Genomic DNA, 13,481 nt, shown 5'->3' with positions numbered 1-13,481 from the left:
AAGGAAACATGCCGTCGTCAGCACTGGCGACGGCAACGCTGGACTACGGCGCCTTGGCCGTCGATTCGCGCAGCTGCAGCGTGTAGGGCACCTGCACCAACAGGCCGTGACCACGGCCGCGAAGGTGATCCATCAACTGCAGCGCGGCGAGCTTGCCCATTTCCCGGCTGGGTTGACGCACCGTGGTGAGCGGCGGCCATAGCTGCGTGGCCAGCGGCGTGTCGTCAAAGCCGCACACCGAGAGATCACGCGGTACTTTCAGGCCGCGCTCGTTGGCGGCCCACATCACGCCCGCCGCCATGTCGTCATTGGCCGCGAAGATCGCCGTGGGATGCTCCGGCAGGTCAAACAACTGACGCGCGGCCAGCACACCGGAGCCAAACGAAAACTCGCCCTGCAAGATGTATTGCGGATCCACCGGCAGGCCCGCGGCGGTGAGTGCGTCCTTGTAACCGGCCAAACGCCACCGGCTTGCGCCGTGGTTGGCGATGCCCAGGATGTGGCCAATACGCCGGTGCCCTTGCTCGATCAGGTGTGTGACCAGCGCCTTGGCCGCCTGCTGCTCGTCCATGCATACGCCGATCGCGCCCTGGCGGTGTTGCGGCGAAATACTGGCGTGCGGCACGCCCAATTCGCGCAGGCGCTGCAACAACGGGGCGTGGTCGGTGAGCGGCGGCGTCACGATCACGCCTTCAATGTGGTGGTCGTGCACCAGCGCATCCACGCGACGGATAAAGTCCTTGCCGCGCATGCGCAGCGGGCAGGCCATCATGCTGAAGCGATGCGCATCGCAGGCATCCAGCACACCGTCCTGGATTTCCGCCAGGTAGGTAGAGGCAGGGTTGTCGTTGTTGTCGTACAGCATCGCCACCAGGAACGAGCGGCTGCCCGCCAGGCCGCGCGCCGCGGGGCTGGGGCGGTAGTTCATCGACTCCATCGCCGCCAACACCTTCTGGCGGGTGGATTCCTTGACCGATGACTCCTCGTTGAGCACACGAGAAACCGTCTTCGGCGAGACGCCCGTCGCACGTGCTACATCTTCCAGGCGGACCCGCATGATTTCTCCCGACATCGTCGTACTGCCGTGGGACTATGCCCTTCCGCGCGGGACGTTTACAAGAACCCGCAGGCCGCCGACCCAACCCTCGCGGCGAACGAAAGGAATCCAGATGGCGCCAAATCGCGTATCGGCATCACCAGCCCCCAGCGCGATGCCCTGCGATGCCCCTTCCCTGCCGCACGTCGACACGCCTCCCGCGCGGGGCCCGCGCACCCATCGCCCTGCTGCTGGGGCTGGCTTGCCTTGCTGCGATGCCACTCCATGCCACGGACCGGCATTACATCGGGGTGGCGTATGCACTCGACGGAAACGCCGTGCGCTATCGCGAAGAGCACTGGCTGTTCGACGATCGCGGCACCCGCGTGCGGCTGGTGCTGTATCGCTGCGGCGATGGCACGGCTTTCGCGCGCAAATGGGTGCGCTACGTGGATGTGCCCTGGGCACCGGAGTTCACCTTCGAAGACGGGCGTGACGGCTATCGCGAGGGCGTGCGGCGCACGGCGAACGGGCAATTGGACATATACGCCAGCCGCCACCGCGGCGCGGCGCCGGACAGCGCCACGCTCACCCCACCCGCCGATACGGTGATCGACGCGGGCTTTGACGACTACGTGCGTGGACATTGGCGCCAGTTGCTGCAACCGGATGGCTTGCGTGCCGACTTTGTGATGCCCTCGCGATTGGGTGTGCTGCCTTTGCGCCTGCGCCCGGTACCCAACACCGGCGCCGAGGCGGTACAGCGTTTGCGCATGAGCCTGGATGGCTGGCTGGGCAAGCTCGCGCCCAGTGTCGACCTGGTCTACGCCCTCAGCGACCAGCGCCTGCTGCGCTTTGAGGGCATCAGCAACATCCGCGACGCGGACGGCCACACCCAACGCGTACGCATCGAATTTCCACGCGACGGGGAACAGCCGGCCCCCAGCCAGGCCGAGATCACGATGGCCATGTCCACGCCATTGGCAGCCCGTTGCCCGGGCTGATGGCAGCATGCATCCAAAACCACCATCGCCTGCGTATAGATGGATGACTGGCGCAGAGGACTCGCAAATGAATACCCACGTACCGCCCACCGTGCAGGCCAAGCACGATGGCCGCCGCAAGGCCAGTCTTCGCCAGTGGTTCGATTCACGCGCCGGCGGCGGCGTGGACGACCGGTCCGATCGTATCGACTGGCTGCGCGCGGGTCCCTTCATCGCCATGCACCTGGCTTGCATCGGTGTGTTGTGGGTCGGGGTTTCGACCGTGGCGTTGAGCACCGCCATAGCGTTGTACGCGCTGCGCATGTTCGCGCTGACGGGCTTCTATCATCGCTATTTTTCGCATCGCGCCTTCCGCACCTCGCGCACCGTGCAATTCGTCTTTGCCCTGATCGGCGCCGCCTGCGTGCAGCGCGGGCCGCTGTGGTGGGCCGCGCACCACCGGCATCACCACCGCTACGCCGATACCGCCCAAGATCCCCATTCCCCCACCGTGCATGGCTTCCTGTGGAGTCATGCCGGCTGGTTCCTCACCCCCGCCGCCTTCCTTACCGACGAGTCACGCGTGCCCGATCTGGTGCGCTACCCCGAGCTGCGCTGGCTGGACCGCTACGACATCGCCGTGCCGGTCGCCTTGGCGGTGGCGCTCTATGGGCTGGGCGTGCTGCTGCATTGGCTGGCGCCCTCCTGGGGCACCAGCGGCGGACAGATGCTGGTGTGGGGGTTCTTTGTCTCCACGGTGGTGCTGTTCCACGCCACGGTCACCATCAACTCGCTGGCGCATCGCTTTGGCCGGCGTCGGTTTGTCACCCGCGACGATAGCCGCAACAACGTGTGGCTGGCGCTGATTACCTTCGGCGAAGGTTGGCACAACAACCATCACTTCTACCCCGGTGCCGCCCGCCAGGGGTTCCGCTGGTGGGAGATCGACCTCACCTGGTACGCGCTGCGCCTGATGAGCGCCGTGGGGCTGGTATGGGATCTCAAGCCGGTGCCGGCCTGGGTGCTGCACAAGGCGGAGGGCTGAGCGTGCGCATCGCCATCGTGGGCTCGGGCATCGCGGGGCTGGCCAGCGCCTGGTATCTCTCGCGCCATCATCATGTGACCCTGTTCGAGGCCAACGACTACCTCGGCGGTCACACCCATACCCATGACATCGCCCAGGGTGGCCGGCTGTATCGCGTCGATACCGGCTTTATCGTGCACAACCCGGCGCATTACCCACTACTCACCCGCCTGTTCGAGGAGTTGGGCGTGGTCTCGCAACCCACCACCATGAGTTTCTCGGTGCGCAGCGAGGCCAGCGGGCTGGAATACAACGCCACCACTCTCGATACCCTGTTCTGCCAACGCCGCAACCTGGTGTCGCCGCGCTTTCTGGGCATGGTGCGCGACCTGCTGCGCTTTTACCGCGAAGCGCCCGCGCTGCTGAACGACCCCGGCCCGGGCCCCAGCCTGGGCCAATACCTGGAACGGCATCGCTACGGCGCGACCTTTCGCGACGAGCACTTGGTGCCGATGGCGTCGGCGCTGTGGTCCTCGCCCGCGCAGCAGATCCTGGACTTCCCTGCGCGCTACCTCGTGCAGTTCATGGCCAACCACCAAATGCTGCAAGTCGCCGACCGCCCGGAATGGCGCGTGGTGCGGGGCGGCTCGGCCACTTACATACAAGCCATGCGCGCGCGCTGGCAGGTCGAGGAACGCCTGCGTTGCCCGGTGCATGCCATCCATCGCACCGGCGCGCAGGTGCAGGTGATGAGCGCGCATGGCGCGGAGTCGTTCGATCATGTGGTACTGGCCTGTCATAGCGACCAGGCGCTGTCCCTGCTGGCCGACGCCAGCGACCGTGAGCACGACATTCTCGGTGCCATGCCCTATCAGGCCAACGACACCGTGCTCCATACCGACGCACGGGTATTGCCCCGCCAGCGCAAAGCGTGGGCAGCCTGGAACGCGTACTTGCCCGCGACACCCGGCGCGCTGTGTACGGTGAGCTATTGCATGAACCTGTTGCAGGACCTGGTATCACCCGAGCCCTTCATCGTGTCGCTCAACCAGACCGAGCTGATCGATCCGGCCAAGGTGCTGCGGCGCATGCGCTACCACCACCCGGTGTACACCGCCGGCTCCGTCGCCGCGCAGGCGCGAAAGCAGGAGATCCAGGGGCAACGCCGCACCTGGTTCGCCGGCGCCTACTGGGGCTGGGGCTTCCACGAAGACGGCATCCGTAGCGCCATGGAAGTCGTTGGCGCGATCGACGTTGCCATGCCCACGACGGAAATGTTCACGCGCTCCACGGAGGCAGCGGCATGAATGCCCTTGCCAGCGCCGTGTACGAAGGCCGCGTCACGCATCGGCGCCACGCACCGCGTCCGCACGCCTTTACCTATCGCATGGCACAGCTCTATCTGGACCTGGATGAGCTGGACGAGGTATTCCGCGACCGCTGGCTGTGGTCGGTCGGCCGCGCGAATCTGGCCGAGTGGCGGCGCAGCGATTACCTGGGCCCCATGGACATGCCGCTGGCCGATGCCGTGCGCCTGCGCGTGCAACGCGATACCGGCGAGGTGCCGCGCGGCCCGATCCGCATGCTCACCCATCCACGCTATGCCGGTTACGTGTTCAACCCCGTCACCTTCTATTACTGCTTTGCGCCGGATGGGCTGACGCTGGACTTCATCGTGGCGGAGATCACCAACACCCCCTGGGGCGAGCGTCACGCCTACGTGATGCAGACCGACGCTGCCACGCGCCGCGGACGCGCCTTCGCATGGCAGTTCGACAAGCAATTCCATGTATCGCCCTTCATGGCGATGGAGCGCTCCTACGACTGGCGCTTCACCGCGCCCGCCGACGACCTGCGCGTGCACATGAAAGTGAGCCGCGACGCGCACAGCGAGTTTGATGCCACGCTGTCGCTGCAACGCCGCCCCCTCGATGGCCATAGCCTGGCACGCGTGCTGTGGCGCTATCCGCTGATGACCGCACAAGTCGTCGGCGCCATTCATTGGCAAGCGCTGCGGCTATGGCTCAAGCGCACGCCTGTTTACGACCATCCCGGCAAACGCGCCAGCTCGGCTGCGACGCGCGAACCGCATGCACCGACGTTGGGAGAACGCCCATGACCGAGCTTGCCAAGCCCCGCCTGTCCAGCACACCGATGCCTATCATCGGCACCTGGGACAAGCTGCTGCGCCAGCGCCTGCTGACCGCTATGCAGGCGCTACGGCATGGGCGCATCACCATCACCGATGGCCTGGAGACCATCACCGTGGGCGATGCCCACGCGCCCGCCGACGCTCCCCACCCGCACCTGCGCATCGACGACCCGCGCTTCTATCGCATGCTCGCCCTCAACGGCAGCGTCGGCGCGGGCGAAGCCTATGGCGATGGCCTGTGGCGTTGTGACGATATCGTCGCGCTGGTGCGCCTGCTGGTGCGTAACCGCGACCTGCTCGATGAGATGGAAACCGGCATCGCCCGACTGGGTGGCGCGGCGATGCGCTTGTGGCATGCCTTGCGCGAAAACACGCGCGCGGGCAGCCGCCGCAATATCGCCGCCCATTACGACCTCGGCAACGAATTCTTCCGCCTGTTCCTGTCCGACGACCTGATGTACTCCTCGGCGCTGTGGGCGCAGGAGGATGACACCCTGGACGCAGCCTCTGCGCGCAAGCTCGATGTGATCTGCCGCAAGCTCGATCTCAAGCCCGGCCAGCGCGTGATCGAAATCGGCACCGGCTGGGGCGGCTTCGCACTGCACGCGGCGCGCTACTACGGCTGCCACGTCACCACCACCACCATTTCCGAAGAACAGTACGCGCTGGCCTCGCGTCGCGTGGCGCAGGCGGCCCTGGGCCACCGCATCACGCTGCTCAAGCGCGACTATCGCGATCTGGAGGGCCAGTACGACCGCCTGGTGTCGATTGAAATGATCGAGGCCATCGGCGCGCGTTACATGGGTACCTATTTCGGCAAGCTCGCGCAGTTGCTCAAGCCCGACGGCATGGCCCTGGTACAAGCCATCACCATCGAGGATCACCGCTACGCACAGGCAGTGCGGTCGGTGGATTTCATCAAGCGGCACATCTTTCCCGGCAGCTTCATTCCCTCGCTCAGCGCCATGCTGGACGCCAAGACGCGCGCCAGCGATCTTGCGCTGGTGCATCAGGAGGATTTCGGACTGTCCTACGCGCGCACCCTGCATGCGTGGCGCGAACGCTTCATGTCGCGTCTGCCCGAGGCGCGCGTGCAAGGTTTCGACGAGCGCTTTCTGCGCCTGTGGGAGTTCTACCTCGCTTATTGCGAAGGCGGCTTCGAGGAACGCGCCATCGGCGTATCGCACCTGTTGCTGGCGCGGCCGGGTGCACGACCTGCCACCAGTCGCTGGACCGCGCGCGAAGGGGCACGCCCCGCATGAATGTCTGGGGCAACCTGGTCGGCTATCAACTCACCTGGCTGCTGCTCGTGTGGGGCGCCGCCCGCGACCACTTGTGGCTGGGCTTGGGCGCGGGGCTCGCCTTCGTGATCTGGCAGGTAGGCACCAGCCACGAGCGCGGGCTGGAGCTGCGCCTGCTGCTGGCGGCCCTGTTGTGCGGCGTGCTGGTGGACGGCGTGGCGGCCGGCACCGGTTGGCTGAGCTATGCCGCACCCGTGCCCGCCGCGCCACCGCACGGAGCACCGTGGTGGATTCTCATGCTGTGGCTGTGCTTCGCCACCACCGTCAATCGCTCGCTGAAGTTCCTGCACCACCGCCCGTGGCTGGCCGCGCTGCTGGGCGGCGTGGGCGCGCCCATGGCGTATCTGGCCGCGGCGCGCGGTTGGCAGGCCGTGCAATTCCATGCGCCCGAAGCCTTGGGCCTGGGCTGGATCGCGCTGTGCTGGGCGTTGGCGCTGCCCTTGCTCGGCCAGCTGTCCGATCGCTGGCATCAACGGATGGAGGCACGGCACGCATGAGCTACGCACTGCAAATGGGCTTGCTCGCGCTGATCATGATCGTGGTGATGAGCGCCGGCTGGCAGTGGCAACGCAGGCATCGCAACGCAGGCATTGTGGATGTGCTGTGGGCACTGGGTCTGGGCATCGCGGCGCTGTTGATGGTCACCACCGGTCGCGGCGCGCCGTTGCCGCGTGCCTTGCTGGCGGTGCTTGCCACGGCCTGGTCCCTGCGCCTGGCCGTGCATCTGTGGCGGCGCGTGCGGCATGAAGCGGAGGATGGGCGCTATCGCCAACTGCGCGAGCATTGGCAGGGTAGCCAGCCGAAGTTCTACGCGTTCTTCCTGGCGCAAGCCGCGCTGGTGCTGCTGTTTGCGCTCCCCTTCATGGCGGTGGCGGCCAATCCGCAGCCGTTCGTCACCGGCTGGATTGCCCTGGGCGTGGTCCTGTGGTGTGTCAGCGTGGCCGGCGAAGCCTTGGCCGATCGCCAGCTGGCCCGATTCCGTGCCGACCCCTCGCAACGCGGCCGTACCTGTCGCCAGGGCCTGTGGCGCTATTCGCGCCACCCCAACTACTTCTTCGAATGGTTGCACTGGTTCGCCTACGTGGCGTTGGCCGTGGGCTCGCCACTGTGGTGGCTGACCTGGAGCGGACCGCTGGTGATGTACGTATTCCTGCGTTGGATCAGCGGCGTGCCGTTCACCGAAGCGCAAGCGCTGCGCACGCGCGGCGAAGACTACCGCGACTACCAGCGCCGAACCCCGATGCTGTTTCCCTGGTTTCCCAAGGCCTGAAGGAGCTCACCATGAGCACTGCACTCACCGACCGCGCCGAACTGCTGGCGGATCGCCCCGCTCCCGGACTGCTAGGCCTGGCCGAGCGCGGACTGGTACCGGACGCGCTGCTGCGCGCCGGCATTCGCCAACTGTGTACGCAACGCCTGCGCGAGATTCATGCCGGGGGCGTGGATGCCGCGCAGGAGCGCCATCAGCAATGGATTGCCCAATTGCGTCGCGGCCCCATCGCCATTGAAACGGATGCGGCGAACACGCAGCACTATGAAGTACCCACCGAGTTTTTCCAGCACTGCCTGGGGCCGCGCCTGAAGTATTCCTCCTGTTACTTCCCCCACGCCGATACATCGCTGGCCGATGCCGAGTTGGCGATGCTGGAGCTGTACGCGCAGCGCGCCCAGCTCAGCGATGGCCAGGACATTCTGGAACTGGGCTGCGGCTGGGGATCGCTCACGTTATGGCTGGCCGATCGCTATCCGCGCTCACGCATCACGGCGGTGTCCAACTCCCATTCGCAACGGCAGTGGATCATGCAGCAATGCGAGCGACTGGGTTTGCCCAACGTCAAGGTCATCACCTGCGACGTCAACCAGCTCGACCTGGCAGCCGAGCACTTTGACCGCTGCGTATCGGTGGAGATGTTCGAGCACGTGCGCAATCACGAGGAACTGATGGCGCGCATTGCATGCTGGTTGCGCCCCGGCGGCAAGCTGTTCGTGCACATTTTCGCCCATCGCGATGCGGCCTATCCCTTTGAGACAAACGGCGAAGACAACTGGATGGGGCGGCACTTTTTCACCGGCGGCATGATGCCCGCCGCCGACACGCTGCTGCATTTCCAACGCGACCTGGCGATCGAACAGCGCTGGCTGGTGGACGGCACGCATTACGAGCGCACCGCCAACCTGTGGCTCGCCCGCCAGGATGACCAGCGCGAGGCCATCTTCCCCGTGCTTGCACGCACCTATGGCAGCCCGGCGCTGGCGGCCTTGTGGTTCCAGCGCTGGCGCATGTTCTGGATGTCGTGCGCGGAACTGTTCGGTTACGCCAACGGCCAACAATGGTTGGTGGCTCACTATCGCTTTGCGCGTCCCAGCTGAGGAGGACCCCCATGCGCGCCTTCGCCTGCCCGCTGCTAGCCAGCCTGCTCGCACTCAGCCCCATCGCGGGCTGCGCGGCGTCGCAGGCGCCGATCACCCCCGTCGCCCATGTCGATCTGCAGCGCTACATGGGCGATTGGTACGTCATCGCGTCCATTCCCTCGCGCTTCGAACGCCGGGCATGCAATGCGCTGGAGTCGTATGCGCTGCGCGGCGACGGGCGCATCCAAACCACGTTCAGCTATCGCGAAGACACCCCGGACGGAAAGCCCAAGACCATGCACGCTACCGGCTCGGTGCAAGACGACAGCGGTAATGCCGTATGGGGCATGCAGTTCATCTGGCCGATCAAAGCGGAGTACATCATTGCGTGGCTCGACGCGGACTATCGCACCGTCATCGTCGCGCGCAATAAGCGCGACTACGTATGGATCATGGCGCGCACGCCGACCATCTCCGACGCCCAGTACGCCGCGCTGACCCAGCGAGTGGCCGCGCTGGGCTACGACACCAGCAAGCTGCGCCGCGTGCCACAGCAATGGTCGGCAACAGCTACTCCAGCGGCGCCGCGATAACGAGCTTATCCACCGGATAGCCACGGCGCGCCGCACGATCGCGCAGCTGCTCGAACTGGCTGCGCGACATGCCGGGCGTGCGCGACAGCACCCACAGGTAGCGACGACTGGGGCTGCCCACCACCGCCCAGCGGTAGTCGGGGTCCAGATCGATCACCCAATAGTCCGCCCACACCCAGGGCAACCAACCCAGCCAGGCCGGCGCAAAGCGCACCTGCAACGCGCCGGGGGAACCCTCGACGCGGCGCGCCTGCCCGTCCGCGCTATCCATGCTGCCATCGTGCGTGCGGCAGGCGTTGTGCACGGTGATGCTGCCGTCCGGGCGTGCGCTGTAGGTGGCCGTAATGGTGTCCTTGCACTGGCGCTGGAAGAACATCGGCAAGTGCGCAATCTCATGCCATTGGCCGAGATAACGCGGGACATCGAGCTGAGCTACCGGCGTATTCGCCAACGCCTGGGCATGCGCCATGGGCGCGAGGGTCGCCAGCACACTCAAACACGGTAAGACACGTCGCCACATGGGAGCACTCCTGCCATAGCACCACGTGTTTGTACGCAGGAACGCGTCGATTGGATCGTCCCGACCTAAAAAAGGGTGACGGCGCGGAGCCGTCACCCTCGATCAACACCCAATTATCGTCGCCGCGAGGGCTGCCGTGGATCAGGCAGCCTGGCTCTGGATGCTGCTCACCGACGGCGATACGGCGACATCGCCACCGATCTCGATGCGACGCAGCTTGTATGCCTCCGGAACCTCGCGCTTGAGCTCGATCACCAGCAAGCCGTTCTCCAGCTTGGCACCCGTCACCTGCATATGCTCGGCCAGCTCGAAATGACGGTTGAAGGGGCGATTGGCAATGCCACGGTGCAGCACTTCACCTTCCTGCTCGCCCTTGCGCTCGCCACTGACGGTGAGCATGTTGGCCTGCACGGTGATGTTGATGTCTTCGCGGCTGAAGCCGGCCACGGCCATGGTGAGGCGATAGCGGTCTTCGCTGAGCTTCACCGAATCGAACGGCGGCCAGTTGTCGCCGGGCTGCGTGCGGGATGCGGCCTCCAGCAGGTCGAGCACGCGATCGAAGCCGATGCTGGAGCGGTGCAGCGGGGAAAGATCCAAAACAGTACGCATAACCATATCCTCTGATGAGCAACATGTAGGCGTCGCGCCACACGGCGCGACGAGCCAGCCCCGAAGCGACTGGCGACGGGAAAAATGAGGGGGCATCGCCGGCTTTCAAGAGGACGGTTTCAGCGACGGTTTAGCCGGCCGCGCAGGCCATGGCCTAGCCGTGTCCTTGCCAGACCATGGCCATGCATCCAAACGGCGCGGGTTTGCGTATAGGCCCAAGACCACCGGACTACTTCCATGCCGACCCTGCCCATCCGCCCGATGTTGCCGCTTTCCCCGACGTCACGGCCCGGGCGCGTCCTGGCGTGGGAAACCCGGCCATGCTGCGCCAGCGGGTGGAAGCATGGTTATGATGCCTCCTGATCCCGCAACCCATAAGGTGACGCCCCTCGGGGTAGTGCGACGCGTGTCCACATCTGCCAGCCAAGCCGCCGACGATGCACGCTACTGGGCCGAACAGATGGCCTGTGTCGCCGCGCGCCGGGATATGGATGGCTTCATGCGCATCTACGACCATTTCGGCCCGCGCCTGCAACGCTATCTGCTGGGCCTCAACGTGCCGGCGGCCCAAGCCGAGGAGCTGGTACAGGAGGCCATGCTGCGCCTATGGCGCCGGGCCGACCTGTTCGACCCGGCGCGCGCCAGCCTTTCCACCTGGCTGTTCCGCGTAGCGCGCAACCTCTACATCGACAGCATGCGCGGCGAGCCGCGCTGGTTGCCGATCCAGGAGGGCCTGGATTGGCTGGATCACGAACACGCCGAAGAGGGCGGCAGCAGTGCCGAGTCGTTCACCGATCATGCCGGCCTGAGTCAGGCCATCGATGCCTTGCCCGCGGCGCAGGCCCGCCTGATCCGCATGTCTTATTTCGAAGCCAAGAGCCACAGTGAGATCGCCCAGGAACTGGGCATGCCGCTGGGCTCGGTCAAGTCCACGCTGCGACGCGCATTCGCCAAGTTGCAGCTGGGGTTGGGACGTACGCCATGAAACCGCATCATCACCTCGATACCGCCACCCTTATCGGCTACTCCGCCGGTGCCCTGCCCACCGCCTTTGCGGTGGTGGTGTCCGCACACCTGAGCATTTGCCGCACCTGCCGCGAACAACTGCGCGATGCCGACCTCGTCGGCGGCCAGTTGATGAAGCAACAGGAAGGCGCGCCCTTGTCTGCCAGCACACGCGACAGCCTGCTTGCGCGCCTGCGCGCCACGGAAACCGCGCCCGCTCGCATGCCGACCACGGCGCACCCGGCGCACGACCCGGATCTGCTCCCCGCCGCACTGCACCCGTATTTCGGCGATCGCTACAGCACGCTGCGCTGGCGCATGATCGGCCCGGGCGTGCATCACATCCGCGCCCACGATGTGGCGGACAGTCACCTGATGCTGCTGCGCACCGCGCCCGGCCGCAGCGTGCCGATGCACAGCCACGGCGGCAACGAGTTGACCATGATCCTGCAAGGCTCCTACGACGATTCGCTGGGCCATTTCGCGCCGGGCGATGTCGCCGACCTGGACGTCGATGTGGAGCATCAGCCGATCACGGCACCTGGCGTACCGTGCATCTGCCTGGCGGCGACGGATGCGCCGCTGCGTTTCTCGGGTTGGCTGGCGCGTACGCTGCAGCCGCTGTTCAAGCTTTGAGCGCGCTTCAGGCCTTGCCTTGCTCGACCAGGGTCAAGGCCACCTTGTCGCGTAGATACACCGGCAAGGCGTGCTCCGGGGCCGAGGCGCGCCCGGCGGCAAACTCGATGGCGGCAAGCTCCGCCACGTGCCTGGCCTGCGGATAGCGGTTGCCGCTGGCGCTGCGCAATGCGCCGGTAAGGCGTTCGCCCAATACCTGGGCATAGGTGGCCCAACCGCTGCCGACCACATGCCAGTGCGGCGCCTCGGGCAGCAGCAGCGCCTCGGGCGTGCACACGCGCTCCTCATCCAACGCCACCAGCCCGCCATCACCGTCGCGGCGATAACTGGCCGCATAAACCTCGCCCATGCGCGCGTCGATCACGGCGAGAATGGCTTCGTCGTCCTCCGGCGCCTCCAGCGCCAGGGCGGCCAGCGAGGACACGGTAATCACCGGCACATCCAGCGCCAGCGCCATACCCTGGGCAAGCGAAATACCCAGGCGCACACCGGTGAACGCTCCCGGGCCGCGCCCCACCGCCACGGCATCGAGCGCGTGCCGGCTCAGGCCGGCCTCGGCCAACAAGGCGTCGGCCATGGGCAGCACCAGTTCGGTGTGGCGTCTGGGAGCGATTTCGCTGCGGGCAATGACCTGGTCGCCATGGATCAGGGCGACGGAGCAGGCTTCGGTGGCGGTTTCGATGGCGAGCAGATTCATGATCGCTCCATGATAACGGGTGAACGCCGCGAGCCGGCGAATCGCATGCAAGCCCGCGGCCAGGCCGCGTGGCCACCCCGGCCACCTCAACCGTGTGCTTGGGGTACCCCATCAGAACGCCATGCGCGGCCCGCCAGCGGGCGCCCGGGGGCCCCGCTGCGGCGCGTTAAAGGCAAAACGGCGATCAGGCCGCTGGCGGCTGCCACAGTTCGACGCGGTTGCCGTCCGGGTCGGTGATCCAGCCGAACGCCCCGTACTCGCTCTTGTCCACGCGCTCATCCACATTCACGCCAGCCGCGCGCAGTTGCGACAACAGCGCGTCGAGATCATCCACGCGCAGATTGATCATGTAGGACTGGGAGCCGGCGCCGAAGTAGGCGGTGTCGACGGCGAACGGCGACCACAACGTATAGCCGGGTCGCGAAACATCCTCCGCAAAACGCGCCCCGCCCCATTTGTCCACGGGTAAGCCCAGATGCTCGGTGTACCACTCGGCCAATGCCTTGGGGTCGCGTGACTTGAAGAAGATGCCGCCTACACCAATGACTTTGGCCATGTCGCTCTCCTCATCGG

General features: G+C 66.1%; 16 protein-coding genes. 11 read left to right on the top strand and 5 right to left on the bottom strand.

Annotated features, from left to right (window positions below; translation table 11 throughout):
* Positions 1-43: 43 nt before the first annotated feature.
* Complete coding sequence (locus JHD67_RS07750; RefSeq protein ID WP_199098597.1) at positions 44-1,057, bottom strand: LacI family DNA-binding transcriptional regulator; 1,014 nt, start codon at positions 1,055-1,057, stop codon at positions 44-46.
* 317 nt (positions 1,058-1,374) lie between these two features.
* Between JHD67_RS07750 and JHD67_RS07745 the strand changes: the two genes are divergently transcribed.
* From JHD67_RS07745 to JHD67_RS07705, 9 genes are all read left to right on the top strand, one after another.
* Positions 1,375-2,040 (top strand): hypothetical protein, encoded by a 666-nt coding sequence (locus JHD67_RS07745; RefSeq protein ID WP_199098596.1) that lies wholly within the window; start codon positions 1,375-1,377, stop codon positions 2,038-2,040.
* A gap of 67 nt (positions 2,041-2,107) precedes the next feature.
* Positions 2,108-3,064 carry an acyl-CoA desaturase gene (locus tag JHD67_RS07740; RefSeq protein WP_199098595.1) on the top strand — a complete coding sequence of 319 codons (957 nt, stop codon included), beginning with the start codon at positions 2,108-2,110 and terminating at the stop codon, positions 3,062-3,064.
* Positions 3,061-4,350, top strand: a complete 1,290-nt coding sequence (locus JHD67_RS07735) for an FAD-dependent oxidoreductase (protein ID WP_199098642.1) — start codon at positions 3,061-3,063, stop codon at positions 4,348-4,350. Before JHD67_RS07740 ends, JHD67_RS07735 begins: the two co-directional genes overlap by 4 nt.
* Entirely contained in the window at positions 4,347-5,162 is an 816-nt protein-coding gene (locus JHD67_RS07730; protein ID WP_199098594.1) for a DUF1365 domain-containing protein, read from the top strand. Before JHD67_RS07735 ends, JHD67_RS07730 begins: the two co-directional genes overlap by 4 nt.
* Positions 5,163-5,197: 35 nt before the next feature.
* Positions 5,198-6,457 (top strand): cyclopropane-fatty-acyl-phospholipid synthase family protein, encoded by a 1,260-nt coding sequence (locus tag JHD67_RS07725; protein WP_233171724.1) that lies wholly within the window; start codon positions 5,198-5,200, stop codon positions 6,455-6,457.
* A complete protein-coding gene (locus JHD67_RS07720; protein WP_199098592.1) occupies positions 6,454-6,993 on the top strand; it encodes a DUF2878 domain-containing protein in 540 nt (179 codons plus the stop codon). The genes JHD67_RS07725 and JHD67_RS07720 overlap by 4 nt, the downstream gene beginning before the upstream one ends.
* The gene (locus tag JHD67_RS07715) at positions 6,990-7,766 is read left to right on the top strand and encodes a DUF1295 domain-containing protein (RefSeq protein ID WP_199098591.1); all 777 of its coding nucleotides are present in this window, start codon (positions 6,990-6,992) and stop codon (positions 7,764-7,766) included. The genes JHD67_RS07720 and JHD67_RS07715 overlap by 4 nt, the downstream gene beginning before the upstream one ends.
* Before the next feature lie 11 nt (positions 7,767-7,777).
* Positions 7,778-8,866 carry a class I SAM-dependent methyltransferase gene (locus JHD67_RS07710; RefSeq protein ID WP_199098590.1) on the top strand — a complete coding sequence of 363 codons (1,089 nt, stop codon included), beginning with the start codon at positions 7,778-7,780 and terminating at the stop codon, positions 8,864-8,866.
* An 11-nt stretch (positions 8,867-8,877) separates the two neighbouring features.
* On the top strand, positions 8,878-9,441 hold the full coding sequence (locus tag JHD67_RS07705) for a lipocalin family protein (RefSeq protein ID WP_199098589.1): 564 nt from the start codon (positions 8,878-8,880) through the stop codon (positions 9,439-9,441).
* On the opposite strand, the gene JHD67_RS07700 is transcribed toward JHD67_RS07705, so the two are convergent.
* Together JHD67_RS07700 and JHD67_RS07695 are read right to left on the bottom strand one after the other, a co-directional pair.
* The gene (locus tag JHD67_RS07700) at positions 9,419-9,910 is read right to left on the bottom strand and encodes a lipocalin family protein (protein ID WP_233171723.1); all 492 of its coding nucleotides are present in this window, start codon (positions 9,908-9,910) and stop codon (positions 9,419-9,421) included. The genes JHD67_RS07705 and JHD67_RS07700 overlap by 23 nt on opposite strands.
* 192 nt (positions 9,911-10,102) lie before the next feature.
* Entirely contained in the window at positions 10,103-10,570 is a 468-nt protein-coding gene (locus tag JHD67_RS07695) for an Hsp20 family protein (RefSeq protein ID WP_199098587.1), read from the bottom strand.
* 352 nt (positions 10,571-10,922) lie between these two features.
* Between JHD67_RS07695 and JHD67_RS07690 the strand changes: the two genes are divergently transcribed.
* Together JHD67_RS07690 and JHD67_RS07685 are read left to right on the top strand one after the other, a co-directional pair.
* Positions 10,923-11,555, top strand: a complete 633-nt coding sequence (locus JHD67_RS07690) for a sigma-70 family RNA polymerase sigma factor (protein WP_199098641.1) — start codon at positions 10,923-10,925, stop codon at positions 11,553-11,555.
* Positions 11,552-12,211: a ChrR family anti-sigma-E factor gene (locus JHD67_RS07685; RefSeq protein WP_199098586.1), complete on the top strand. Its 660-nt coding sequence runs from the start codon at positions 11,552-11,554 to the stop codon at positions 12,209-12,211. The genes JHD67_RS07690 and JHD67_RS07685 overlap by 4 nt, the downstream gene beginning before the upstream one ends.
* A gap of 7 nt (positions 12,212-12,218) precedes the next feature.
* Here the strand turns inward: JHD67_RS07685 and tsaB are convergent, their stop codons facing one another.
* Together tsaB and JHD67_RS07675 are read right to left on the bottom strand one after the other, a co-directional pair.
* The gene (gene tsaB / locus JHD67_RS07680; protein ID WP_199098585.1) at positions 12,219-12,908 is read right to left on the bottom strand and encodes a tRNA (adenosine(37)-N6)-threonylcarbamoyltransferase complex dimerization subunit type 1 TsaB; all 690 of its coding nucleotides are present in this window, start codon (positions 12,906-12,908) and stop codon (positions 12,219-12,221) included.
* A gap of 184 nt (positions 12,909-13,092) precedes the next feature.
* A complete protein-coding gene (locus JHD67_RS07675) occupies positions 13,093-13,464 on the bottom strand; it encodes a VOC family protein (protein ID WP_199098584.1) in 372 nt (123 codons plus the stop codon).
* Positions 13,465-13,481 lie beyond the last annotated feature (17 nt).

The sequence above is a fragment of the Dyella sp. ASV21 genome (genome assembly GCF_016428975.1).
GTDB lineage: Bacteria > Pseudomonadota > Gammaproteobacteria > Xanthomonadales > Rhodanobacteraceae > Dyella.
Note: the sequence above shows the minus strand (reverse complement) of the source record. Positions and strands in the feature narration are given on the sequence as shown.